The following is a 24,419-nucleotide window of genomic DNA, read 5'->3' as shown; positions in this document are numbered from 1 at the left end:
TCCTGCCAGAGAGTCATCGATCCTCACGTAAAGTGCTGTTGCGAGGGTCTTGAGGTTTGTCGTCACAAACGAACCAACGAGACCCTCGCTTCATGCGCCCGCAGACTTCGGACTTATTCGTCTAGGGCGCTGCCCGCCCCCGCTCGCCCACCCCGAGGCCCGCACCCGCCCCCACATAACCCGCCCCCGCACTCGCAACGCCCCGCCGCGCGCAGCGCCCCGCTAACGCCCAGCCGCGCGCAGCGCCCCGCACCGACTCACCCAGCCCCGCACCCCGCCCCGCTACCCTCGAACCATGGCCGGCCGCTTCGCACCCCACCCCACCCGCACCACCGTGCGCGGCGGCGACGTCCCCGTGACCCCGACCTCCGGCGAACAGCCGCAGGCCCACGCCCTGGACCTGGGCCTCACTCTCGGCCCCCTCCGCCGCGGCCCCGCCGACCCCACGTTCCGTACGACGCCCGACGGCTCCGTGTGGCGGGCCACCCGCACTCCCGACGGCCCGGGCACCCTCCGGGTACGGATCGCGGCGGGCGAGGTGGAGGCCGAGGCGTGGGGTGCCGGCGCCGCGTGGCTCCGGCAGACCCTCCCGGCGCTGCTCGGTGCCGACGACGACCCGACGGCGTTCGTCCCCCGCCACAAGCTGCTCCTGGCGACGCACCGCCGCCGTTCGGGCCTGCGCCTCACGCGTACGGGCCTGGTGCTGGAGTCGTTGATCCCGTCGGTCCTTGAGCAGAAGGTCACGACGCACGAGGCCTACGGGTCCTGGCGCGTCCTCGTGCGGAAGTACGGCGAGCGGGCGCCCGGCCCGGCGCCCGAGGGCATGTACGTGATGCCCGACGCCCGCACGTGGACGCAGATCCCGTCCTGGGAGTGGCACCGGGCGAACGTCGACGGCAAGCGCTCGGCCACGATCGTCCGCGCGGCGAGGGTGGCGGCCCGACTGGAGGAGGCCGCGCACATGGACGGGCCGGCGGCACGCGCGCGCCTGGAGCTGATCCCGGGCATCGGCCCCTGGACGAGCGCCGAGACGATCCAGCGCAGCAACGGCGCCGCGGACGAGGTCACCACCGGCGACGTCCACCTCCCCGGCATCGTCGGCTGGGCCCTCGCGGGCGACCGCACCGCCGACGACGCGGCGATGCTCGCCCTCCTGGAGCCGTACGCGGGCCAGCGCCACCGCGCGGCCCGCCTCATCCTCCTCAGCGGCAGGGTCCCGCCCCGCCGCGCCCCCCGCATGACACCGGGCGACATCGCCGGCATCTGACCTCGGCCGGCCACCTACCAGCGCCTGCCCGGACGCCCCGGCCTCACCGCACCTCTACGAACTCCGTAGCCACCCGCGCCGGTCGTTCCTTCGGTGCCGCCGCCGGGTGGCCGATGGCGACCGCGCCGAGCGGGTCCCAGTCGTAGGGCAGGTCGAGGACCTTCCGTACGACGTCACGGCAGAACATCGTCGAGGACACCCAGGCCGAGCCGAGCCGCTCGCCCGCGAGGGCCACGAGGAAGTTCTGCACGCCCGCGCCCGCGGCGACGACGAACATCTCGCGTTCGGCGGCGTCGCGGCGCGGGTCGCCGTAGTGGTGGGAGCCGTCCATGACGAGGCAGGGCACGGCCAGGTAGGGCGCGTTGCGCAGGACGTCGCCGCGCCGCACCCGCTTGGCGATGGAGTCCTCGGACTTCCCGTCCCGGCGCAGGTCGTCGATCCACGCGTCCCGCATGGCGTCGAGCAGCCGCACCCGCGACTCCGGCGACTCCAGGAGCACGAACCGCCAGGGCGTGGTGTGGTGCGGGGCCGGCGCGGTCACGGCCGCGGCGACGGCCCGCCGTACCGAGCCCGGGTCGACCGGGTCGGCGGTGAACTCGCGTACGGTCCGCCGCAGCGTCAGCGCCTCCCGTACGGCTTCCGACGTCCCGAGCCGGAACATGTCGTCGGCGGCGTCGCGTACCAGGGCCCGCGCGCCCGGCTCCTCGTCGCCGGCCACCACGTGCGGCAGGCCCCGGACGACGGCGACCGGGAGACCGGACGCCTTGCCCTTCACGAGGTCGCCGGCGGCGGCGAGTTCGTCGGCGGTGGCGACGACGGTCGCGCTGAGCGGGTTGCCGTGCGCGTCGGTCCCGCCGCGCAGGTCGTCGAGGACGCGCACGCCGGCCGCCCCGATGGCCACGTCGGTGAGTCCGGCGCGCCAGGGCCGGCCGAACGTGTCCGTGACGACGACGCCCACGTCGACGCCGAGCGCCTCGCGCAGGCCGGTCCGGATGCGGCGGGCCGAGGCGTCGGGGTCCTCGGGCAGCAGCAGCACCGTCCCGGAGGGGGTGTTGGAGGCGTCGACCCCGGCGGCGGCCATGACGAGCCCCTGCCGGTTCTCGACGATCCGCAGCGCGCCGCGCCGCGCGACCACCCGTACCGTCTCGGCGTCGATCGCCGCCTCGCGGTCGTCGGCGGCGATCACCCGGCCCTCGGCCTTGCTGACGATCTTGGAGGTGACGAGGAGGACGTCCCCGTCGGCGAGTTCGGGCGACGCGGCGGCGATCAGCGCGGCCAGGTCGTCCCCGGCGGAGACCTCCGGCAGCCCGGCGAGGGCCCAGACCCGGTACGAGGGGGGTATGGCGGTCACGCGCGCACCTCCTCGGCGAGCCGCAGGGCCTCGCGCGCCATCTCCGCCGTCGTGTCCACGTCCGTCATCATCAGCGGCACGGCGCGGCAGCGGATGCCCGCCTCCTCGACGTCCGCCACGGCGCCCGCGTCCACGGTGTCCACGAGCCAGCCGTCGATCAGCTCGGAGCCGTAGTGCCTGGCCACCGCCGCGGCCGTGGACTCCACGCCCACCGCCGCGAGCACCTTGTCGGCCATGCCGCGCACCGGCGCGTCGCCGACGATGGGGGAGAGGCCCACGACCGGCGCCCCGGCGGCGACGACGGCGTCGCGGATGCCGGGCACGGCGAGGATCGTGCCGACGCTCACCACGGGGTTGGACGGCGGGAAGACGATGACGTCCGCCGAGGCGATGGCGTCGAGGACGCCGGGCGCGGGCTTCGCGGTCTCCGCGCCGACGGGCACGATCGCCTTCGCGTCCACGGCGGCGCGCAGCTTCACCCAGTACTCCTGGAAGTGCACCGCGCGCTGCTCGCCGTCGACCTCGATCGCCACGTGCGTCTCGACGCGGTCGTCGGACATGGGGAGGAGGCGTACGCCGGGCTGCCAGCGGGCGCACAGCGCCTCGGTGACGGCGCTCAGCGGGTAGCCCGCGCCGAGCATCTGCGTACGGACGATGTGGGTCGCGAAGTCGCGGTCGCCGAGGCCGAACCACTCGGGTCCGACGCCGTACGCGGCGAGCTCCTCCTTGACCGTGAAGGATTCGTCGAGGCGGCCCCAGCCCTGTTCCTCGTTGATGCCACCGCCGAGGGTGTACATCACCGTGTCCAGGTCGGGGCAGACCTTCAGCCCGAAGAGATGGATGTCGTCACCGGTGTTGCCGATGACCGTGATCTCCGCGTCCGGAGCGGCCTGCTTGAGGCCGCGAAGGAAACGAGCACCACCGATACCACCGGCCAGAACCACAATGCGCATGCGGACAGTCTGTCAGCCGCGCGCCGGTCGTATGAGGGTGGCCGGGGGACCGGCGGGCCCGTCGGGCCGCGGTCAGCCCCGGGCCGCCGGGGCGAGGGCGGCCGGAGCGCACTGCGCCTGGAGCGACTCGTGCATGGGCATCTCCGTCAGACCGGGGAAGTAGACGTGGAGGCTGACGGCCGGTTCGAGGGAGTCGTTGGCGACCTCGTGGACGTACCCCGGTGCGAAGACGCGCTGCGCGCCTCCGCCGAGCGTCCGCGCGCCCCGGTCCGTACGCTCCGTCAACTCGCCCTCCAGGACGGTCAGGACGCCGGAGGAGAGCCCGTGGTCGTGGAGGCCGCTGCCCTGGCCGGGTACCCAGGAGAGCAGCCACACCTCGTAGCCGGGCCCGGTGCGCAGTCGGTGGTACCAGCGGGTGGTGGCGTCGTACTCGACGTACGGCGCCCACTGGGAGCGGTCGGCGGCGATCGAGGCCGCGAGGCCGGCGAACTCGGCCACGGTGACCGGGTGGGCGCGCTCGGGCTGGAGGAGGTGCGGGACCTCGAGGATGTCGCCGGCGATCTGAAGGTCGCTGTCCATGTTCATGGGATGGGGAGGTTCCTCAGCAGAAACAGAAGCGGTGGGGGGTCACGAATCAGACGTGACGCGAGTGACGCAGGGTGACGCTGGGAGAAGAAGCTGGAGCTCTACGGCATCAACAGCTGGAACAACAACAGCAACAGCGCGCCTGGACAGCGCGGCGGAACCCACGGGCGTGGGTCGCGGCGGGCGCTGTGGTCGCTGGCATGCCACCAAAGGTGGCGGGTGGGGTACCCGACTGTCAACTCAATGCCCGATTTGGGGGTAATGTTTCACCTCATCCGGTTACACCGCGGGGAGAAAGGTTTGTTCAGGCGCGGACCAGGACAGATGGCGCTTCGACCGCGCCCGTAAACATGGCGGCGCCGGTTGTGATCGGCCTCGGCCGATCGTCACGGTCCGTGATCGGACTGTGATCCGGATCGCTTCCTTGGCTGGATCGCAACAAGATCCAAGTTTCGGACGTCCTTCCCTGACAGAGGGGCATGCGGTACGGCCAAGCCAGCGGCATGTGTCACGTTTTTTGGTGATTTGAACACTTTCCGCATAGGCTTGGTTCCGCAGAGTGAATACGGGGCCCAATAGCAGATCTCCGCTTGACTCGCACAGAGCACAAACTTGTAATTTCACTCGTGTCGTTCGGCCGGGTTCGCAACGGCAACACCACGGGGACGCACAGAACAGACGAGGGGCGCACATGACCGAGTTGTTCCAGGAACTGCTGGTCGAGGACGCGGACGAGGAACTCGGCTGGCAGGAGCGCGCGCTGTGCGCCCAGACCGATCCCGAGTCCTTCTTCCCCGAGAAGGGCGGCTCGACCCGCGAGGCCAAGAAGGTCTGCCTCGCCTGCGAGGTCCGCTCCGAGTGCCTCGAATACGCCCTGCAGAACGACGAACGGTTCGGCATCTGGGGTGGCCTCTCCGAGCGTGAGCGCCGCCGTCTCAAGAAGGCCGCCGTCTGAGCGGCACCCCGCCCCGGACCGCGTCCGGGCCCCCCGCGCCACCGCGCGCGCACCACGCCCTCCCGAACGGTCCGCCCCCTGTGCTTCGTCCACAGGCGGCGGACCGTTCTGCGTGCTCTGTCCACAGGGCGCCGTCCACAGGGGCGGACCGCCCCGCGTGCAGCCGTTAGTGTGGGCCTCCGTCCGAGACGCTCCCCCACGCCCTTCACGGGCGACCCCGGCCGGAGGGCCCGTAGCTCGATGTCCTCAACTCCTGAGTTTCCGCGACACGTCGTCACCGCCGTGCTCGTCACCCACGACGGCGCCCGCTGGCTGCCGGACGCCCTCGCCGGGCTGCTCGCGCAGGAACGCCCCGTGCAGAACGTGGTCGCGGCCGACACCGGCAGCGCCGACGACTCGGCGCAGCTCGTCGCCGACGCCGTCGGCGCCGACCGCGTCCTGCACCTCGCACGCCGCACCGGCTTCGGCGCCGCCGTCGAGGAGGCCGCCCGCACCGCGCCCGTGCTCGGACCCGAGGACCTGGCCTACCTGAAGCGCCCCAGCGGCTGGGACCCCGTCAGCCGGACCTGGAACGACGACGCCTACGACCTGCCCGAACTCCCGCACGGCGAACCGGTGCAGTGGCTCTGGCTGCTCCACGACGACTGCGCCCCCGAACCCGGCGCCCTCGCCGAACTCCTGCGCGTCGCCGACTCCGACGCGGACGCCGCCGTCATCGGCCCCAAGCTGCGCGGCTGGTACGACCGGAAGCAGCTCCTGGAGACCGGCGTCTCCATCGCCCGCAGCGGCCGCCGCTGGACCGGACTCGACCGGCGCGAGCAGGACCAGGGCCAGCACGACCAGATCCGCTCCGTCCTCTCCGTCTCCACCGCCGGCATGCTCATCCGCCGCGACGTCTTCGAGGAGCTCGGCGGCTTCGACCGCCGCCTGCCCCTCATGCGCGACGACGTCGACCTGTGCTGGCGCGCCCACTCCGCCGGCCACCGCGTCCTCATCGCCCCCGACGCCGTCCTGCGGCACGCCGAGGCGTCCGCCCGCGAGCGCCGCACCGTCGACTGCGCCGGCCGCACCGCCGCCAACCCGCACCGCGTCGACAAGGCCGGCGCCGTCTACACCCTGCTCGCCAACAGCCGCGGCGCCGCCCTGCCGTACGTCCTCCCGCGGCTCGTCGTCAGCACCCTGCTCCGCACCCTCGCCTACCTCGTCGGCAAGGTCCCCGGACAGGCCGTCGACGAGGTCATGGGCCTCTTCGCCACCCTGCTGCGACCCGAGAAGATCCTCGCCGCCCGCAAGCGCCGCAGGAACCCGGCCGTCCCCGCGAGCGAACTCCGCCCCCTCTTCCCGCCGCCCGGCGCCACCGTCCGCGCCGCCGCCGAGCAGCTCGCCGCCAACTTCGGGGGCGGCGAAGCCGACTCCGGCGGCTCCCGCCACGGCGTCGTCGAGTCCGGACCCGGCGGCGACGACGCCGACTACCTGGAGATCGAGCAGTTCGCCCGGCTCAAGAAGATCGCCCGCAAGCCCGGCCCGGTCCTCTTCGCCCTCCTGCTCCTCATCTCCCTCGTCGCCTGCCGCAACCTCTTCGCCGGCGGCTCGCTGGCCGGCGGCGCCCTGCTGCCCGCCCCCGACACCGTCTCCGGCCTCTGGTCGCGGTACGCCGACGCCTGGCACGCCCTCGGCACCGGCGGCACCCAGAGCGCCCCGCCCTACCTCGCCGTCCTGGCCACGCTCTCCGCGCTGTTCCTCGGCTCCACCTCCACCGCGCTGACCCTGCTCCTCGTCTGCTCGGTCCCGCTCGCCGGCTTCACCGCGTACTTCGCCGCCCGCGGCATCGTCGAGTCCAAGCTCCTGCGCGCCTGGGCCGCCATCGCGTACGCCTTCCTGCCCGCCGTCACCGGCGCCCTCGCCGCCGGCCGCCTCGGCACCGCCGTCCTCGCGATCCTGCTCCCGCTGATCGCCCGCGCCGGCGTCGCCGCCCACGGCTTCAACCGGCCCGACCGGGGCAGCTGGCGCGCCACCTGGGCGTACACCTTCCTGCTGACCTTCGCGACGGCGTTCACCCCGGTCGTATGGCCGCTCGCCGTCCTCCTCGGCCTCGGCGTCCTCGCCGTGCGCCGCACCGACCTGACCGCGTACGGGCTCCGCTTCCTCGCCGCCGTCGGCACCCCGCTCCTCGTCCTCGCGCCCTGGTCGCTCTCCCTCCTGACCGGGCCCTCCGCCTTCCTGCGGGAGGCCGGCCTCGACGTCCGCACGGGCACGGCCGGCGCGCTCGACCTGCTCGGGACCAGCCCCGGCGGGCCCGGCACCACCGGCGGCCTGCTGCTCATCGGCCTCGTCCTCGCGGCCCTCGCCGGGCTGCTGCGCGAGGAGCGCCAGTTCGCCGTCCGGACCGCCTGGGCCGCGGCCCTCGCCGGCCTCCTCCTCGCCGCCGTCTCCAACGGCGCCGGCGGCACCGGCTGGGCCGGACCCGCCACCCTGGTCTACGGCGCCGCCCTCCTGGCCGCCGGCATGATCGGCGCCGAAGGCGGCCGCAACCGCGTCGCCGCCCACGGCTTCGGCTGGCGCCAGCCCGTCGCCGCCCTGATCGCCCTCGCCTGCGCCGCCGGCCCCGCCGTCGCCGCCGCCGGCTGGATGATCGGCGGCGCCGACGGCCCGCTGACCCGGCGCGACCCGGTCCAGGTCCCGGCCTTCGTGGCCGAGGAGAGCGGCACCCGCGACCAGCCGCGCACCCTCGTCCTCGGCGGCACCACGCCCGGCGAGGTCGCCTACACCCTGGTCCGCGGCTCCGGCGCCCGCCTCGGCGACGGCGAGCTCACGGCGGCCGCCGCCGACGACCCCCGCCTCGACGCGGTCGTCGCCCACCTCGTCGCCGGCTCCGGCGCCGACCAGACCGAGGAGCTCAGCGGCTACGCGATCCGCTACGTCCTCGTCCGCGACGGGGCACCCCGCCAGGTGAGCCGCGTCCTCGACGCCACCCCGGGCCTCAGCCGCCTCAGCCAGCTCGACGGCAGCGCGCTCTGGCGCGTGGACCGCGAGATCGCCCGCATCATGATCGTCCCGCCCGCGGCAAAGACCGACGCGGCCACGACCGACACGGCCGGCACCGACGCCGCAAAGACCGACACGGCCGGCACCGACGCCGCAAAGACCGACGCGGCCGGCACCGACGCCGCCGGATCCGGCGACGCCGCCAAGGGGCAGGCCGCCAAGCCCGTCGCCGTCGCCGCGGGCCCCGTCGAGGCGCACACCGAGATCCCGGCCGGCCCCGAAGGCCGCGTCCTGCGCCTCGCCGACCGCGCCGCCGAGGGCTGGACCGCCACCCTCGACGGCAAGGAACTGCCCCGCACGACCGTCGACGACTGGGCCCAGGGCTTCCGGCTCCCCGCCCAGGGCGGCCGCCTCGACCTCACGTACGACGAGCCGCTCACCCACACCGTGTGGATCTGGGCCCAGGTCGGCCTCGCCGTCGTCCTGCTCGTCCTCGCCCTGCCCGGGCGGCGCCGCGAGATCGACGACGACCTGCCCGAGGAGGACCTCGCGATCCCCGCCCAGGCGACCGACGGCGACGGCCGCCGGGCCCGCCGCCTGCGGGCCGCCGCGGAGGCCGAGGCGGAGACCACGGACACCCCGGAGCACGAGCCGGCCGCGATCCCGGAGCAGCAGACCCACGAGCCCGGGGAATGGGACGGCGGCCACGACCCGGCCTACGCCCATCCCCAGGCCGCGGACCAGACCCAGGCCCAGCCCTACGCCGACCAGGGCTACTACCAGGAGTACGCCGCCGACCCGTACCAGCAGCAGCCGTACGCGTACCCCCAGCAGGGATACGAGCAGCAGCAGGGATACGAGCAGCAGCAGCCGTACGCCGGCCAGGGCTACCCCGAGCAGCCCTACCCCGGCCAGGGCTACGAACAGCCGCAGCAGCAGTACGACCAGCAGCAGGCGTACGACCCCCAGCAGTACGACCAGCAGGCGTACGACCCGTACGGCTACGGCTACGGACACCCCCAGGGCCACGAGACCGAGCAGCGTCCCGACGGGAGCAGCAACCAGTGAAGCGCACGACCCTCTCCCTGATCGCGGGCGCCACCGCCCTCGCCGCCGCCACCGGCTTCGCGGCCCTCACCGCCCCGGCCGGCACCGCCGCGCCCGAGGCCAGGACCCCCACCCGCCTCCCGGTGGAGCGGGCCGGCCTGCTCTGCCCCGTGCCGAGCACCTCCGAGGTCGCCGAGACCGTCTACACCTCGTACACCCCGACGGGTACGGGTACGGGCGCGAAGACCGGCGGCACCGGATCCGGCAAGGCCGAGCAGCCCACGGCCCGGCTGACGCCCGCCGACAGCGCGACCCCCTCCGGCGGCACCGCCAAGGGCGGGAAGAAGCCCAAGGCCCCCCAGGCGCCCGCCACCGTCACCACCCCCGGCAAGCCCGTCACCGCCGAGGCGAAGGGCCCCGCCGTGCCCGCCCTCACCGGTGCGGCGACCGGCACGCTCGCCCCCGGCTGGACCGTCCAGCAGACCACCGTCGTAGAGGCGGGCGGCGCGCGCGGCCTCCTCGGCCTCACCTGCGGCGCCCCCGACACCGACTTCTGGTTCCCGGCGGCCTCCACCGCCAAGGAGCGCCAGGACTACGTCCACCTCACCAACCCGGACGACACGGCCGCCGTCGCCGACATCGAGCTGTACGGCCCCGAGGGCGCCCTCAAGTCCCAGTTCACCGAGGGCATCCCGGTCCCCGCCCGCTCCACGGTCCCGGTCCTGCTCTCCACCCTCACCACCGAGGCCGCCAAGCCCGACGTCACCGTCCACGTCACCACCCGCAGCGGACGCGTCGGCGCCGCCATCGGCTCCGCCGACGAGAAGCTCGGCAGCGACTGGATCGCCGCCGCGGCCGACCCCGCGGGCACCGCCGTCCTCCCCGGCATCCCCGCCGACGCCACCTCCGTACGACTCGTGGCCTTCGCCCCCGGCGACGACGACGCCGACCTGAAGGTCCAGCTGGCCACCACGGCCGGCACGATCGTCCCGGCCGGCGCCGGGTCCCTGCACGTGAAGTCGGGGATGACGGCCTCCGTCGACCTCCCGGACCTCACCCGCGGCGAGGCGGGCTCCCTCGTCCTCACCCCCGGCGACCCCAAGAAGTCGACCCCGATCGTGGCCGCCCTCCGGGTCGTCCGCGGCAAGGGCGCGAACAGCGAGGTCGCCTTCATCCCGGCGACCCCGGCGATCTCCGCCCGCGCCACGGTCGCCGACAACCGCGCCAAGGCCACCACGCTCTCCCTGACCGCCCCCTTCGCCGCCGCCCAGGTGAAGGTCACCGCCTCGGCGGGCTCCGGCGGCGGCACACCCGTGTCCCGGACGATCAGCCTCAAGGCCGGCGCGACCACCACCCTGACCGACCTCGTTCCCCAGGGCCTGAAGGGCGCCTACGCGCTCACCGTCGAACCCGTCTCCGGCGGCAAGGTGTACGCCGCCCGGACCCTCGCCCTGCCCCAGGACGGCATCCCCGCGTTCACCGTCCAGACCCTCCTCGACGACCGGGGCACCGTCGAGGTCCCCGCCGCCCACCAGGACCTCGGCGTCCTGGACTGACCACCGACCCGCCCGCCCGCGCCGACAGGCTCAGACGGGGCGGGCGGGGGGCGCTACGGGGCCGTCGCCTGCCCGACCGCGGCCCGCACCTGCCTGCCCGAACCGGGCCGGGGTCTGCCCGTACGGGATCGATCCCTGCCTGTACGGGGGCGGGGTACGGGCCCGCGTTCCGGCCGGGTCAGTCAGTCCTGCCCGTACCGGGGATCGACCGACTCGGGGGAGAGCCCGAGGAGCTCGGCGACCTGCTCCACGACGACCTCGTGGACCAGCAGCGCCCGCTCGTCCCGGCTCTTGGAACGGATCTCGACCGGACGCCGGTAGACGACGACCTTCGCCGGCTCGTTCTTCTCCGCGGGCAGAGAACCGCCCAGCGGCACCGTCTCGCCCGACACCGACGGCGGCACCTCCATGACCATGAAGTCGACGTCCGCCAGCTGCGGCCAGCGCCGTTCGAGGCGCTCCACGGAATCGAGGACCAGGTCGCGGAACGTGTCGGCCCGGCTCGCCGAGAGCGGCACCTGCGGCGGGGCGACCGGTCCCCGCATCCCGCGGCCGTGCCGGTCGCGGCGGCGGACCCGAGGCTCCGCCGGGGGCTCCGCGGCGGGCTCCGAGGGACGGTGCGAAGGGTTCGGCGGCACAGGACTGTCCATCACTGACGCAGCGTAACCCTCATCGGTCCCCGCGCACCGTGGCGCAGCCTCGCCACCCCTCCGGGCGCCCCCGTACCACCCCCGCCCCAGCTGTCGAAACCTGCACATTCCGACCGGCCTCCCGTCCGATTCGACGGCCCGTCACGATCGGCCATCTGGCCCTGGTTGACCGGTTTTGTATCCCCGGCTGTCCGGAACGCTCCGTGCCCGCACCCCCCTGGAATCCCTCCCTCGCAGGTCAGAGCAGCCACCGAAGGAAGGGGGGTGGCGCAGGTCACACCGCGACACGGTGGAGTGACCTGAGGGAGAGTCGTCGCGGCCCGGTCAAGAGTGCGGTACCGTCCAACGTCGTGAGCCCTGTACGTCGCTGTTCGCGCACCGCGTGCGGCCGCCCTGCCGTCGCGACACTGACGTACGTCTATGCCGACTCGACTGCGGTCCTCGGCCCGCTCGCCACCTACGCCGAGCCCCACTGCTACGACCTGTGCGCAGAGCACAGCGAACGCCTCACCGCCCCGCGCGGCTGGGACGTGGTGCGGCTCACCGACCCCTCCGCCCCCGCCCGCCCCAGCGGCGACGACCTCGAAGCCCTGGCCAACGCGGTACGCGAAGCGGCCCGCCCCCAGGAGCGCGCCGCCGGCCCCGGCGGCAAGGGCACCGGACGCCCCGGCGACCCCATGGAAGTCGGCCGCCGCGGCCACCTCCGCGTCCTCCGCTCCCCGGACAACTGACCCCGACGCCCGGTCCCACCCCAGGCGCCCCCTCCCCGGCCCCGCCGGAGACTGCGCCAGACGCCTCCCTCCGGCCCCGCCGGCACCTGCGTCGGGCGGCTGACGAGGCGACTGCATCCGGCTCCCGGCGACTGCCTCCCGCTCCCGGCATCCGCCTCCGGCTCCCGGCGACTGCCTCCGGCTCCCGGCGACTGCCTCAGGCTCCTGGCATCTGCCTCAGGCTCCCGGCAACGGCAGCCGGCCCGGCACCTACAGCCGGCCCGGCAACTGCCTCCAGCTCCCCGGCAACTGACGGCGACTGGCTTCCCGCGGTGCCCGGCCGTGTGATTCCGGCCCTGTCGCCCCCGGGACGTCGAACCCCGGCCACCCGTCGTCTCCTGGCAGGCGCGGCCACCCCAGACCATGGCACGCTGTCCCCGCCCAGGTAGTTTGGGCGGTCCTTGCACAGGCGCCGCAACCGCGTGCCGAGAACTCAGGAGAGTGGATCCGTGACTGTCGATCTGTCGCAGATCGTGAAGGCGTACGACATCCGCGGAGTGGTACCCGACCAGTGGGACGAGACGCTCGCCGAGCTCTTCGGCGCCGCCTTCGTGCGGGTGACCGACGCGGACGCCATCGTCGTCGGTTACGACATGCGCCCCTCGTCGCCCGGCCTCGCGAACGCCTTCGCGCGCGGCGCGGCCCGCCTCGGCGCCGACGTCACCCTCATCGGGCTCTGCTCCACCGACCAGCTGTACTTCGCCTCCGGCAGCCTCGGCCTGCCGGGGGCGATGTTCACCGCGTCCCACAACCCGGCCCAGTACAACGGCATCAAGATGTGCCGCGCCGGTGCCGCCCCCGTCGGCCAGGACACCGGCCTCGCCGACATCCGGGCCCTCGCCGAGGAGTGGACCGTGACGGGCGCGCCCGAGGCCGCCGCCACCGCCGGCACGATCAGCGAGCGCGAGACCCTCGACGACTACGCCGCGCACCTCAAGGGCCTCGTCGACCTCACCTCGATCCGCCCGCTCAAGGTCGTCGTGGACGCGGGCAACGGGATGGGCGGCCACACCGTCCCCACCGTCTTCGAGGGACTCCCGCTCGACACCGTGCCCATGTACTTCGAGCTCGACGGCACGTTCCCGAACCACGAGGCCAACCCCCTCGACCCGAAGAACATCGTCGACCTCCAGGCCCGCGTGGTCGCCGAGGGCGCCGACCTCGGCCTCGCCTTCGACGGCGACGCCGACCGCTGCTTCGTCGTCGACGAGCGCGGCGAGCCGGTCTCCCCGTCCGCGATCACGGCCCTCGTCGCCGCCCGCGAGCTCGCCAAGCACCCCGGCGGAACGATCATCCACAACCTGATCACCTCCTGGTCCGTCCCCGAGGTCGTCCGCGAGAACGGCGGCGAGCCCGTCCGCACCCGCGTCGGCCACTCCTTCATCAAGGAGGAGATGGCCAAGAGCGGCGCCATCTTCGGCGGCGAGCACTCGGCGCACTACTACTTCAAGGACTTCTGGAACGCGGACACGGGCATGCTCGCCGCGCTCCACGTCCTCGCGGCCCTCGGCGGCCAGCAGGGCACCCTGTCCGACCTGGTCTCCGCCTACGACCGCTACGCCTCCTCCGGCGAGATCAACTCCACCGTCGCCGACCAGGCCGCCAGCACCGCCAAGGTCAAGGCCACGTACGCGGACGCCGAGGGCGTCACCTTCGACGAGCTCGACGGCCTCACCGTCACCTCCGCCGACTGGTGGTTCAACCTCCGCGCCTCCAACACCGAGCCCCTCCTCCGCCTCAACGTCGAAGCCCGCGACGAACCCACCATGGCCAAACTCCGCGACGAAGTCCTCACCCTCGTCCGCTCCACCCCCTAACCCCGGCCCCCCCCAGAACAGCCCCGCCCTTCCCACCGCGGGGCTGTTCCCCTTCCCACCCCCGCCCCCACCGCGAGCCGTGCCCACCGCGCCTCTCGCCCGTCGGATAACGCCCACCCCCGCTTCTCGGCCCGTCGGATGACGCCCACCCCCTTTTCGGCCCCGTCGGGTGGGGCCCACCCCTGCTTCTCGACGCCGTCGGGTGGCGCCCCCTGCTTTTCGGCCCCGTCGGGTGGCGCCCACCCCCGCCCTTCGGCCCACTGGGTTGTGCCGCCGCCCGTTCCTGCGCCCCGTCCAGGTTGGTGCCCACCCCGGTCCCTCGGCCGTCCGGGTTGTGCCCATTCCCGGCTTCTCCGCCCCGTCGGGTTGGTGCCCGCCACTTCCGAGCTGCCCGAGTTGTGGGCACCCGTTCCGCAAGGGCGGAACGGGTGCCCACAACCCCCGCCGGCCCGCAGCGGCCCACCACCGCCCCTCGACCCAGCGCCGCGCCCACCGCCACGCCCGCGCTCGCCCTTCGGCCCCGTCGGGTTGGTGCCCGCACTCGCCACTTCCGCCCCGTCCGGGGTTGTGGGCATCTGTTCCGCAAGGGCGGAACGGGTGGGCACAACCCCCACCGGCCCGCAGCGGCCCACCACCGCTCCCCGACCCAGCCCCGCCCCGCCCACCGCCACGCCAGCACTCGCCGCCCTTCGGCCCGGTTGGTGCCCGCACTCGCCACTTCCGCCCCGCCCGGGGTTGTGGGCATCTGTTCCGCAAGGGCGGAACGGGTGGGCACAACCCCCACCAGCCCGCAGCGGCCCACCACCGCTCCCCGACCCAGCGCCCTGCCTCGCCCGCACCCTCCCCCTCCCGCGCCGACGGCGACCAGCGGCCCCGCCTGCCCACCTGCCCACCGGGCCGGGCCCCCTCCGACGGAGACCGGCACGCCACCCCCTCCCTGCCCCCGCCGGAGGCAAGACGTCGGCCCGCACACCCCGTTTCCCGGCGGTAGGCTGACCTGGCCCGAAGGGCAGCACCATCACCGTTTGTTCGAAGGGACACCTCATGCCGCTCGAAGCCGGCCTCCTGGAGATCCTGGCCTGCCCCGCCTGCCACGCTCCCCTGAACGACCGCACGGCGGACGAGACCCCCGAACTCATCTGCACCAGCTCCGACTGCGGCCTTGCCTACCCGGTCCGCGACTCCATCCCCGTCCTCCTCACCGACGAGGCCCGCCGCCCGGCCTAGGCTCACCGGCGGCACCGGGTCGGCCTGCGGCGGCGCGGGTCCCCGGCCCGGCACCAGTCCAGGGAAGCCACAGGGGAGCAAGGCGCCGACCGCCGACAGGGCACGAGGCGTTGCGAGCACCCCCGCTGCCCTGGCCGGGCAACGGCTCGCCGTAGGGCCGTCACCCCACGAGGGTCGTCTCTCCAGGGGCCCGCTCTCAGGGCTCCCGGGGATCCGCCGCGGAGGCCCGAGAGGCCCTCCGATGACGACACCCAAGGGGCCGGCCGCCGACGGCGAGCACCCCCACGGGAAAACCCGCACCTCTGCCCACCCAGCGGTACGGGTGGCGCGGGTGGGAACCAAATCGCCCGGCCAAAGGCCGACCCCACCCACCGCCCCAGCACCCCGCACCAGCACCAGCACCCCGCAGCAGCACCCCGCACCCGCACCCCCCAAAAGCACCCGCAACGCCCTCGCACCCCGCCAGGGGACCCGTACAGACCCGGGAGGCACCGCCACATGCTCGACGAGAACCTCCTCGACGCACCGGACGCCCTCGCCCTCGCCGACCGCAGAGGCCTCCTCCGCGGCGCCGCCGAAGCAGGTGCACGGGTGCGGACCGCGGCCCGCCACGCGGCCGAGGCCGGCATCGCGGACCTCCGCCCGGAGGGCCGCCCCCGCGCGGTCCTCGTCGCGGGCCCCGGCACCGCGGCCGCGGGCGTCGCGGACCTGATCGGCGCGCTCGCGGGAGCCTCCGCCCCCGTCGTACGCCTCCCGCCGACCGGTGTCGCCGCGGCCGCGGGCGCCCTGCGGTGGACGCTGCCCGGCTGGGCCGGTTCGGTGGACCTGCTGCTGCTGCCGACCACGGACGGGGCCGAACCGGGCCTCGCGGTCCTCGCCGAGCAGGCCTACCGCCGCGGGATCACGGTCGTCGCCGTCGCCCCGAAGGACTCGCCTCTCGCCGAGGCCGTCAACGGCTCGCACGGACTGTTCGTCCCGATGGCCGTGGCCCCGAACGAGACGCCGAACGAGCTCGGCGAGGACCTCTCGGCGAGCCCCGGTGCCCTGTGGGCCCTGTTCACCCCGCTGCTCGCGCTGCTCGACCGCGTCGGCCTCCTCGAAGCGCCGCCCGAGACGCTGGAGAAGGTCGCGGACCGGCTCGACCGCACGGCCGAACGCTGCGGCCCGGCGGTCGCCACGTACAGCAACCCGGCGAAGACCCTCGCCGCCGAGCTCGCGGACTCGCTCCCGCTGATCTGGACGGAGGGCAACGCGGCGGGCCCCGCCGGCCGGCGTTTCGCCACGGTGCTCGCCGAGCTCGCCGGCCTGCCGGCCCTGGCCGCCGAACTCCCCGAGGCCCTGCCCGCGCACGGCGTCCTGCTGGCCGGAGACTTCGCGGCGGGCGCGGACCCCGACGACTTCTTCCGCGACCGCGTCGACGAGCCGCAGGCCCTCCGCGCGCGCGTGGTGCTGCTCCGCGACCGCCCGGGCGGCAGCTTCACCGCCGCCCCCGCGGCCCGTGAACTGGCGCTCAGCCACGAGACGGCCATCAGCGAACTGGAACCGGAGGAGGGCGGCGAGCTGGAGACCCTCGCCGAACTGCTCGCCGTGACCGACTTCGCGGCCTTGTACCTCTCCCTCGCCTCGGCCGGCATCCTGCCGCCCCCGGCACCGCCCCGCTGACCCTCTCGTCCGTACGAGACGCACCGAAAGCTGGAAGACCTCCCATGGACCGCCTCGTCAACACCGTCCGCCCCTACGCCTGGGGATCCACGACGGCCATCCCGGAACTCCTCGGCCTCGCCCCCACCGGCGAGCCCCAGGCCGAGATGTGGATGGGCGCCCACCCCGGCGCCCCGTCGTTCACCGAGCGCGGCCCGCTGAACGAGCTGATCGCCGCCGACCCCGCGGGTGAGCTGGGGGAGCCGGCCGTCGAGAAGTTCGGACCGCGGCTGCCGTTCCTGCTGAAGGTCCTCGCGGCCGGCGCCCCGCTCTCCCTCCAGGTCCACCCCGACCTCGCCCAGGCACAGGCCGGTTACGCCGCCGAAGAGGCCGCGGGCATCCCCGTCGACGCCCCGCACCGCACGTACAAGGACGCCAACCACAAGCCCGAGATGATCTGCGCCCTCACGCCGTTCGACGGGCTGTGCGGATTCCGCGACCCCGTCGAGGCCGCCGACCTCATCGCCGGGCTCGGCGTCGACAGCCTCAAGCCGTACGTCGACCTCCTGCACGCCCACCCCGAAGAGGACGCGCTCCGCGAGGTCCTGACGGCCCTGCTGACCGCCGACCCGGACGAGATGGCGCACACCGTGGCCGAGGCCGCGGCAGCCGCCGACCACCTCGGCGGCGCCTACGCCCCGTACGCGAGCCTCGCCCACCACTTCCCCGGCGACCCCGGCGTCCTCGCGGCGATGCTCCTCAACCGCGTAGTGCTCCAGCCCGGTGAGGCCCTGTACCTCGGCGCGGGCGTCCCGCACGCCTACCTCGACGGCCTCGGCGTCGAGATCATGGCCAACTCCGACAACGTGCTGCGCTGCGGGCTCACCCCCAAGCACATCGACGTCCCCGAACTCCTGCGCATCGTCCGCTTCGAGCCGGCCGACCCCGCCGTCCTGCGCCCCGAGGCCTCCCCGTCCGGCGAGGAGGTCTACGAGACCCCCATCGACGAGTTCCGCCTCTCCCGCTTCGTCCGGGCGGAAGGCGCGGCCCCGACCGACCTCACCGCCCCCACCCCGCAGATCCTGCTCGCGGTCGCGGGCCGCCCGAAGGCCGGCGAAGTGACCCTCGCACCCGGCGAGTCCGTCTTCGTCCCGGCGGGCGAGGCCGTCCAACTGTCCGGTGCGGGGACCGTCTTCCGCGCCACCGTCGTGGCCTGATGCGACAATGACCGGCCGAACCGCGGCGACCGAGCCGGAGCATCGACGAAGGGACCACGTACACCCATGAGCGCGTCAGGCGGAACCAAGGCGATCGTGGCGGCACTCGCCGCCAACCTGGCGATCGCCGTAGCCAAGTTCGTGGCGTTCCTCTTCAGTGGTTCGTCGTCGATGCTCGCGGAGAGCGTCCACTCGCTCGCCGACTCCGGCAACCAGGGCCTGCTCCTCCTCGGCGGCAAGAAGGCCCAGCGCGAGGCGACTCCGCAGCACCCCTTCGGCTACGGCCGCGAGCGGTACATCTACGCCTTCCTCGTCTCCATCGTGCTCTTCTCCGTCGGTGGCATGTTCGCCATCTACGAGGGCTACGAGAAGATCAAGCACCCGCACCCCATCGAGGCCTGGTACTGGCCGGTCGGCGTCCTGGTCTTCGCGATCATCGCCGAGTCGTTCTCCTTCCGTACGGCCATCAAGGAGTCCAACGAGATCCGCGGCGGCCTCACCTGGACCCAGTTCGTCCGCCGCGCGAAGGCCCCCGAACTCCCGGTCGTCCTCCTGGAGGACCTGGGCGCCCTGGTCGGCCTCGTCCTCGCCCTCGGCGGCGTCGGCCTCGCCCTGGCGACCGACGACGGCGTCTGGGACGGCATCGGCACCCTCTGCATCGGCGTGCTGCTCATCCTGATCGCCCTCGTCCTCGCCGCCGAGACCAAGTCGCTGCTCCTCGGCGAGTCCGCCGGCATCGACCAGGTCAAGAGGATCGAGGAGGCCATCGTCGACGGCGAGACCGTCACCCGCCTGATCCACATGCGCACCCTCCACCTCGGCCCCGAGGAGCTCCTCGTCGCCGCGAAGGTCGCCGTCCAGCACGACGACACCGCCGCCGAGGTCGCGAACGCCATCAACGCCGCCGAGGAGCGCATCCGCGCCGCCGTCCCGATCGCCCGGGTCATCTACCTGGAACCCGACATCTACAGCGAGTCCGCCGCCTCCGCCGGCCGCAACCCCGCCAAGAGCCCGGGCGGCGACGGCCACTGAGCCCCGAACCCGACAGAGGCCCCCAGGACCGGAGAACCCCGGCCCCGGGGGCCTCTCCGCATGCCCCGTACTTCCCGTATGAGTGTGGGCCGCCGCACCGATCGGTGTAGATTCGTGACTGCCAGACGTCGCTGCTGATGGCGGTCGGGCGGTCCATGTGACCGGCCGAGGGAGAGAGGGCCTCCGACGACTGCACCGCGGGACACCCGGGCATTCGTATGCCGTCGCTGTGCCATATCGCGGTGCCAGGCGTTCCAACCGACCCTCGAACCCGAATCCACGAGGAGCAGCTCCAGTCATGACGACTGTCGCCAGCCAGCAGGACTTCAAGGTCGCCGACCTCTCCCTGGCCGCCTTCGGCCGCAAGGAGATCACCCTCGCCGAGCACGAGATGCCCGGCCTGATGTCGATCCGCCGGGAGTACGCCGAGCAGCAGCCGCTCGCCGGCGCCCGCGTCACCGGCTCCCTGCACATGACCGTGCAGACCGCCGTTCTCATCGAGACCCTGGTCGCCCTCGGCGCCGAGGTCCGCTGGGCCTCCTGCAACATCTTCTCCACCCAGGACCACGCCGCCGCGGCCATCGCCGTCGGCCCGAACGGCACCCCGGAGAACCCGCAGGGCGTCCCGGTCTTCGCCTGGAAGGGCGAGACCCTGGAGGAGTACTGGTGGTGCACCGAGCAGGCCCTCACCTGGCCGAACTCGCCCACCGGCGGCCCGAACATGATCCTCGACGACGGTGGTGACGCCACCCTCCTCGTCCACAAGGGCGTCGAGTTCGAGAAGGCCGGCTCCGCCCCGGACCCGTCCACCGCGGACAGCGAGGAGTACGGCTACATCCTCCGCCTCCTCAACCGCACCCTCACCGAGAACCCGCAGAAGTGGACCCAGCTGGCGTCCGAGATCCGCGGCGTGACCGAGGAGACCACCACCGGCGTCCACCGCCTGTACGAGATGCAGCAGGCCGGCGACCTCCTCTTCCCGGCGATCAACGTCAACGACGCCGTGACGAAGTCGAAGTTCGACAACAAGTACGGCTGCCGCCACTCCCTCATCGACGGCATCAACCGCGCCACCGACGTCCTCATCGGCGGCAAGACGGTCGTCGTCTGCGGCTACGGCGACGTCGGCAAGGGCTGCGCCGAGTCCCTCCGCGGCCAGGGCGCCCGCGTCATCGTCACCGAGATCGACCCGATCTGCGCGCTCCAGGCGGCGATGGACGGCTACCAGGTCACGACCCTCGACGAGGTCGTCGAGACCGCCGACATCTTCATCACCACGACCGGCAACAAGGACATCATCATGGCCGCCGACATGGCCAAGATGAAGCACCAGGCCATCGTCGGCAACATCGGCCACTTCGACAACGAGATCGACATGGCCGGCCTCGCCAAGACCCCCGGCGTCGTCAAGGACGAGGTCAAGCCGCAGGTCCACACCTGGACCTACCCCGACGGCAAGGTCCTGATCGTCCTCTCCGAGGGCCGTCTCCTGAACCTCGGCAACGCTACCGGCCACCCCTCCTTCGTCATGTCGAACTCCTTCGCGGACCAGACCCTGGCCCAGATCGAGCTCTACACGAAGCCGGAGGAGTACCCGACCGACGTCTACGTCCTGCCGAAGCACCTGGACGAGAAGGTCGCCCGCCTCCACCTCGACGCCCTCGGCGTCAAGCTGACGACCCTCCGCCCCGAGCAGGCCGCCTACATCGGCGTCGAGGTCGAAGGCCCCTTCAAGCCGGACCACTACCGCTACTGATGCCCCGACCGGCGGCGCCCGCGCTCCGACGCGGCGCCGCCCCGGACACCCGTAGAGGATCCAGGCAGGCCCCCCGCACCCCCGTGCCGGGGGGCCTGCCCCGTCCCGCCCCCGCTACCGCACCCGGAAGCGACCCCTCCCGAGGACCGACCCATGCCCCGCGGCCGATATTCGCTCCATGACCCGCACGACCACACCCCCCTCGGTGAAGAGCACTTCCACTGCGCCCCCGGCCCGTCCGGCTGGCGCTACGTCTCACAGACCACCACCCCCTCCGGTGATCACCGGGGCTCCGTCGACCTGGCCGTCGACGAACTGGGCCGCCCCATCCGCCTCGAACTCCACGCCGCCGGCTGGCAGGTCCGCGGCGCGGCCCTCGACGGCGTCACCTGGGTCCGCACGGACCCCACCGGAACCCACGCCACCGAAGGCAATGTGCGCGCCCACGCCTTCACCGGCACCTCCCCGGCTTTCCTCGTCGCCCTCACGCGACTCCTGCGCCTCACCCCCGATTCCCCCGAGACCCGCGTCAGGCTCGTCGCCCTCACGGACCCGGTGCTCGCCCCCCGTACGGTCGACCAGTCCTGGGCCTTGCTGAGAAGTGAAGCGCACGCCACTGACAGTGGCCCCCTGACCGTGGACGAATACCAGGTCAGCGCCCTCGACACGGGCGAACGCCACACCGTCCACATCGCCGGCGACGTGGTCCTCTCCGCCCCCGGCATCGAACTCGAAGCCCTGGAGACCCCACCCTCGCTCTTCCCCTGACCCACCCCTGAGCCAGGCGCCTCACCCACCCCCCAAGCAGGCAGCGACCCACTCTGAGCCAGGCGGCTCACCCGCCCCACAAGCAGGCGGTCGACCCACCTCTCAGGCAGGCAGCCGACCCACCCCTGTGCCAGGCGGGGCTACCCCATCCCTCAGGCAGGCAGCCGACCCACCTCTCAGGCAGGTGGCGCGAACCCCGTCCGCCGCGCCCCCGACTCCTCCGCCGCACCGACGGTCGGCCGATCCACCGCCGGCGAAACGACCCCGGACGCCGCCTCCACCGGGGGAGCGCCGAGCGATGACTCCGGATGCGGGGGAGTGGCGCCCGGGCTGGTGAAGCCCGGAGCTGCGATGCCTGGGCCTGCGATGCCCGGTGCTGTCCTGCCCGGGACCGCGATGCCCGCCGCCGCGACGCCCGCCTCTGCGACGCCCGGGCCTGCGGCCCCGGGGAACGGACCGCCGCCGGCCACACCGCCGCCCGCCACCCCCGCCTGCGACGCGAAAGCCCGCCGCGCGTCCCGGGCCTGCCGCTCGGCCACCACCCCCGCGAGATACGCGTCGGCCGGCACCCCCGGCGGCGGAGGCGTCCCGGTCCGAGCCACCAGCTCGTCGGCAAGCCGCTCCGCGAGCCGCCGCCCGACGGCCGGATCCAGCTCGCGGGCCCGCGTCAGGTACTGCCGCACCTCCAGCCACAGAGCCTCGGGCACCGCCGACAGATCGAGCCCGGCGAAGCGGCCCACCAGCCACGGCGGCGGCGGAGGCACGGCCAGGACCCGCGCCGCGGGTATCCGCTCCCGCACCACCAGGGTCCCCGCGAAGACGTCCCCGAGCCGCCGCCCGCGCTCCGACACAAGCGACGCGACACAGGCGACGACCCCGAACGTCATCAGGATCTCCACGACCCCCAGCGCACCGCGCATCAGCGCGTGGCGGAACCGGATCGGCCCCCCGTCGTCCCGCACCACCCGCAGCCCACAGGCCAGCTTGCCCAGCGACCGCCCGTGCGACAGCGTCTCCACCGCGATCGGCGCCCCCACGAGCACCAGCAGGAAGGACGCGATCGTCACGGCCATCACCGCGGCCTCGTCCAGGGAGGCGGTGGCGACCGCGAGCCCGAGCGTGATCAGCAGATAGACCGCCCACACCACGACCAGGTCGATCAGCACCGCCAGCGCCCGACTCGGCAGCCGCGCCGGCTGCAACCCCAGCACGACGGCGTCTCCCGTCACCAACCCGCTCACGGCGCCCACCCTTCTCCGGCCTTCCCGACCCCACCGCACGCCAGTCTGCCAAGCTGACCCGCAGCGCGCCGCAGTAGTACGGACCCGTCCGCAGCCAGTGCCTGGAGCAGCAGCCGATCATGGACCTCGACGTCTACGTCACCGCCCACCGCGCCGAGTGGGAACGCCTCGACCACCTCCTGCGCCGAGGCGGCAAGCTCACCGGCGCCGAGGCCGACGAACTCGTCTCCCTCTACCAGCGCACGGCCACCCACCTCTCGATCGTCCAGTCCAGTACCCCGGACCCGATGCTCACGGCCCGGCTCACCCAGCTCGTGGCCCGCGCCCGCGCCACCGTCACCGGCACCCGCCGCTCCTCCTGGCGCGACGCCGTCCGCTTCCTGACCGCCGGCTTCCCCGCCGCCGTCTACCGCTCACGCCACTGGTGGATCCCCACCGCCGTCCTCTGCACGCTGCTCGCCGCCCTCATCGGCTGGTGGATCGATACGCACCCGGAGGTCCAGGCCTCGATCGGCGCCCCCGCCGACCTCCGCGAGATGACCCGCCCCGGCGGCCTGTACGAGACGTACTACTCCAGCCACCCGGCGGCCTCCTTCGCCGCCCAGGTCTGGACGAACAACGCCCAGGCCGCCGCCATGTGCCTGGTCCTCGGCGTCTTCCTGGGGCTCCCGGTGCTCGGGGTCCTCTTCCTGAACGTGCTGAACCTCGGCGTCGCCATCGGCCTGATGTCCTCCGCCGGCCGCCTCGACGTCTTCCTCGGCCTGGTCCTCCCGCACGGCCTGCTCGAACTCACCGCCGTCTTCGTCGCCGCCGGCACCGGCCTCCGCCTCGGCTGGACCGTCATCGACCCGGGTCCCACCACCCGCCGAGCGGCCCTGGCCGAGCAGGGCCGCGCCGCCATCGGCATGGCCATCGGCCTCGCGCTCGTCCTCTTCGTCTCCGGCCTCATCGAAGGCTTCGTCACCCCCTCGGGCCTCCCCACCTGGGCCCGCATCACCATCGGCATCGCCGCTGAGCTGGCCTTCCTCACCTACGTCTACGTGCTCGGCGCCCGCGCCGCCCGCTCCGGAGACACCGGCGACCTCGAAGAACCCGACCGCAGCGCCACCCTCCCCACCGCCGCCTGATGTGCGGACGACCCCGCTGACCTGCTAGTGTCCTCCGGTGCCCACAAAAGCCGTTGACACGGCCGCCGTGGGGAGGTAGATTCAAACGGTTGCCTAGAACTGGACAGTTCGGCGGCGATCAACTAGAATGTCACTCACTCCGGTCGGGAATTCGATTCCACGGAGTCACCCCGATTCCTATTCGAATCACGAAAGCCGCCGATTAGGCTGGCCCAAATGATTCTGATAAAGTCGGAACCGCCGGAAGGGCCCGGAGCGAAAGCGAAAGGGACCGGAAAGCACCGAGGAAATCGGATCGGAAAGATCTGATAGAGTCGGAAACGAAGGAAGCGCCCGGAGGGCCTGGAAACAGGAACGAAGGAAGCGTCCGCACCTTGAGAACTCAACAGCGTGCCAAAAATCAACGCCAGATTAGTTGATACCCCGTCCATCTTCGGATGGCGAGGTTCCTTTGAAAGTCCTGCCGGCCCTTGT

Annotated in this window: 18 protein-coding genes; 13 read left to right on the top strand and 5 right to left on the bottom strand. The window is 73.4% G+C overall.

Annotated features, from left to right (window positions below; genetic code table 11):
* Positions 1–295: 295 nt before the first annotated feature.
* Complete coding sequence (locus MRBLMG1_RS32925) at positions 296–1,267, top strand: DNA-3-methyladenine glycosylase family protein (protein WP_367827799.1); 972 nt, start codon at positions 296–298, stop codon at positions 1,265–1,267.
* A 43-nt stretch (positions 1,268–1,310) separates the two neighbouring features.
* On the opposite strand, the gene MRBLMG1_RS32920 is transcribed toward MRBLMG1_RS32925, so the two are convergent.
* The 3 genes from MRBLMG1_RS32920 to MRBLMG1_RS32910 form a co-directional block, all read right to left on the bottom strand.
* The gene (locus tag MRBLMG1_RS32920) at positions 1,311–2,618 is read right to left on the bottom strand and encodes a coenzyme F420-0:L-glutamate ligase (protein ID WP_367827798.1); all 1,308 of its coding nucleotides are present in this window, start codon (positions 2,616–2,618) and stop codon (positions 1,311–1,313) included.
* Positions 2,615–3,571 carry a 2-phospho-L-lactate transferase gene (cofD, locus tag MRBLMG1_RS32915; protein WP_367827797.1) on the bottom strand — a complete coding sequence of 319 codons (957 nt, stop codon included), beginning with the start codon at positions 3,569–3,571 and terminating at the stop codon, positions 2,615–2,617. The genes MRBLMG1_RS32920 and cofD overlap by 4 nt, the downstream gene beginning before the upstream one ends.
* A gap of 72 nt (positions 3,572–3,643) precedes the next feature.
* Positions 3,644–4,156: a cysteine dioxygenase gene (locus tag MRBLMG1_RS32910; protein WP_367827796.1), complete on the bottom strand. Its 513-nt coding sequence runs from the start codon at positions 4,154–4,156 to the stop codon at positions 3,644–3,646.
* A gap of 691 nt (positions 4,157–4,847) precedes the next feature.
* Between MRBLMG1_RS32910 and MRBLMG1_RS32905 the strand changes: the two genes are divergently transcribed.
* The 3 genes from MRBLMG1_RS32905 (at position 4,848) to MRBLMG1_RS32895 (ending at position 10,699) form a co-directional block, all read left to right on the top strand.
* Positions 4,848–5,111 carry a WhiB family transcriptional regulator gene (locus MRBLMG1_RS32905; RefSeq protein WP_015033978.1) on the top strand — a complete coding sequence of 88 codons (264 nt, stop codon included), beginning with the start codon at positions 4,848–4,850 and terminating at the stop codon, positions 5,109–5,111.
* Positions 5,112–5,351: 240 nt separating this feature from the next.
* Complete coding sequence (locus MRBLMG1_RS32900; RefSeq protein ID WP_367827795.1) at positions 5,352–9,164, top strand: glycosyltransferase family 2 protein; 3,813 nt, start codon at positions 5,352–5,354, stop codon at positions 9,162–9,164.
* A complete protein-coding gene (locus tag MRBLMG1_RS32895) occupies positions 9,161–10,699 on the top strand; it encodes a DUF5719 family protein (RefSeq protein ID WP_367827794.1) in 1,539 nt (512 codons plus the stop codon). Before MRBLMG1_RS32900 ends, MRBLMG1_RS32895 begins: the two co-directional genes overlap by 4 nt.
* A gap of 182 nt (positions 10,700–10,881) precedes the next feature.
* Here the strand turns inward: MRBLMG1_RS32895 and MRBLMG1_RS32890 are convergent, their stop codons facing one another.
* The gene (locus MRBLMG1_RS32890; protein ID WP_367827800.1) at positions 10,882–11,349 is read right to left on the bottom strand and encodes a metallopeptidase family protein; all 468 of its coding nucleotides are present in this window, start codon (positions 11,347–11,349) and stop codon (positions 10,882–10,884) included.
* A 350-nt stretch (positions 11,350–11,699) separates the two neighbouring features.
* Between MRBLMG1_RS32890 and MRBLMG1_RS32885 the strand changes: the two genes are divergently transcribed.
* The 8 genes from MRBLMG1_RS32885 to MRBLMG1_RS32850 all read left to right on the top strand — a co-directional run bounded on the left by MRBLMG1_RS32885 (position 11,700) and on the right by MRBLMG1_RS32850 (position 21,577).
* Entirely contained in the window at positions 11,700–12,080 is a 381-nt protein-coding gene (locus MRBLMG1_RS32885) for a DUF3499 domain-containing protein (RefSeq protein ID WP_367827793.1), read from the top strand.
* Positions 12,081–12,568: 488 nt separating this feature from the next.
* Entirely contained in the window at positions 12,569–13,936 is a 1,368-nt protein-coding gene (locus MRBLMG1_RS32880; protein ID WP_367827792.1) for a phosphomannomutase/phosphoglucomutase, read from the top strand.
* 1,044 nt (positions 13,937–14,980) lie between these two features.
* Positions 14,981–15,163 carry a Trm112 family protein gene (locus tag MRBLMG1_RS32875; RefSeq protein ID WP_017238341.1) on the top strand — a complete coding sequence of 61 codons (183 nt, stop codon included), beginning with the start codon at positions 14,981–14,983 and terminating at the stop codon, positions 15,161–15,163.
* A 498-nt stretch (positions 15,164–15,661) separates the two neighbouring features.
* Positions 15,662–16,825 carry an SIS domain-containing protein gene (locus tag MRBLMG1_RS32870; RefSeq protein WP_367827791.1) on the top strand — a complete coding sequence of 388 codons (1,164 nt, stop codon included), beginning with the start codon at positions 15,662–15,664 and terminating at the stop codon, positions 16,823–16,825.
* Between the two features lie 44 nt (positions 16,826–16,869).
* A complete protein-coding gene (gene manA, locus MRBLMG1_RS32865; protein WP_367827790.1) occupies positions 16,870–18,021 on the top strand; it encodes a mannose-6-phosphate isomerase, class I in 1,152 nt (383 codons plus the stop codon).
* Positions 18,022–18,087: 66 nt separating this feature from the next.
* The gene (locus tag MRBLMG1_RS32860) at positions 18,088–19,053 is read left to right on the top strand and encodes a cation diffusion facilitator family transporter (RefSeq protein ID WP_367827789.1); all 966 of its coding nucleotides are present in this window, start codon (positions 18,088–18,090) and stop codon (positions 19,051–19,053) included.
* Positions 19,054–19,351: 298 nt separating this feature from the next.
* Positions 19,352–20,809 (top strand): adenosylhomocysteinase, encoded by a 1,458-nt coding sequence (gene ahcY, locus MRBLMG1_RS32855; RefSeq protein WP_367827788.1) that lies wholly within the window; start codon positions 19,352–19,354, stop codon positions 20,807–20,809.
* 153 nt (positions 20,810–20,962) lie between these two features.
* The gene (locus MRBLMG1_RS32850; RefSeq protein ID WP_367827787.1) at positions 20,963–21,577 is read left to right on the top strand and encodes a hypothetical protein; all 615 of its coding nucleotides are present in this window, start codon (positions 20,963–20,965) and stop codon (positions 21,575–21,577) included.
* A 176-nt stretch (positions 21,578–21,753) separates the two neighbouring features.
* Here the strand turns inward: MRBLMG1_RS32850 and MRBLMG1_RS32845 are convergent, their stop codons facing one another.
* Positions 21,754–22,818 (bottom strand): RDD family protein, encoded by a 1,065-nt coding sequence (locus tag MRBLMG1_RS32845; protein ID WP_367827786.1) that lies wholly within the window; start codon positions 22,816–22,818, stop codon positions 21,754–21,756.
* 119 nt (positions 22,819–22,937) lie between these two features.
* On the opposite strand from MRBLMG1_RS32845, the gene MRBLMG1_RS32840 reads away from it, so the two are divergent.
* Positions 22,938–23,945 carry a stage II sporulation protein M gene (locus MRBLMG1_RS32840; protein WP_367827785.1) on the top strand — a complete coding sequence of 336 codons (1,008 nt, stop codon included), beginning with the start codon at positions 22,938–22,940 and terminating at the stop codon, positions 23,943–23,945.
* The last annotated feature ends 474 nt before the right edge of the window (positions 23,946–24,419 follow it).

Origin of the sequence: Streptomyces sp. LMG1-1-1.1 (genome assembly GCF_040815545.1) — a bacterium.
In the GTDB taxonomy this organism is placed as follows: domain Bacteria; phylum Actinomycetota; class Actinomycetes; order Streptomycetales; family Streptomycetaceae; genus Streptomyces.
Note: the sequence above shows the minus strand (reverse complement) of the source record. Positions and strands in the feature narration are given on the sequence as shown.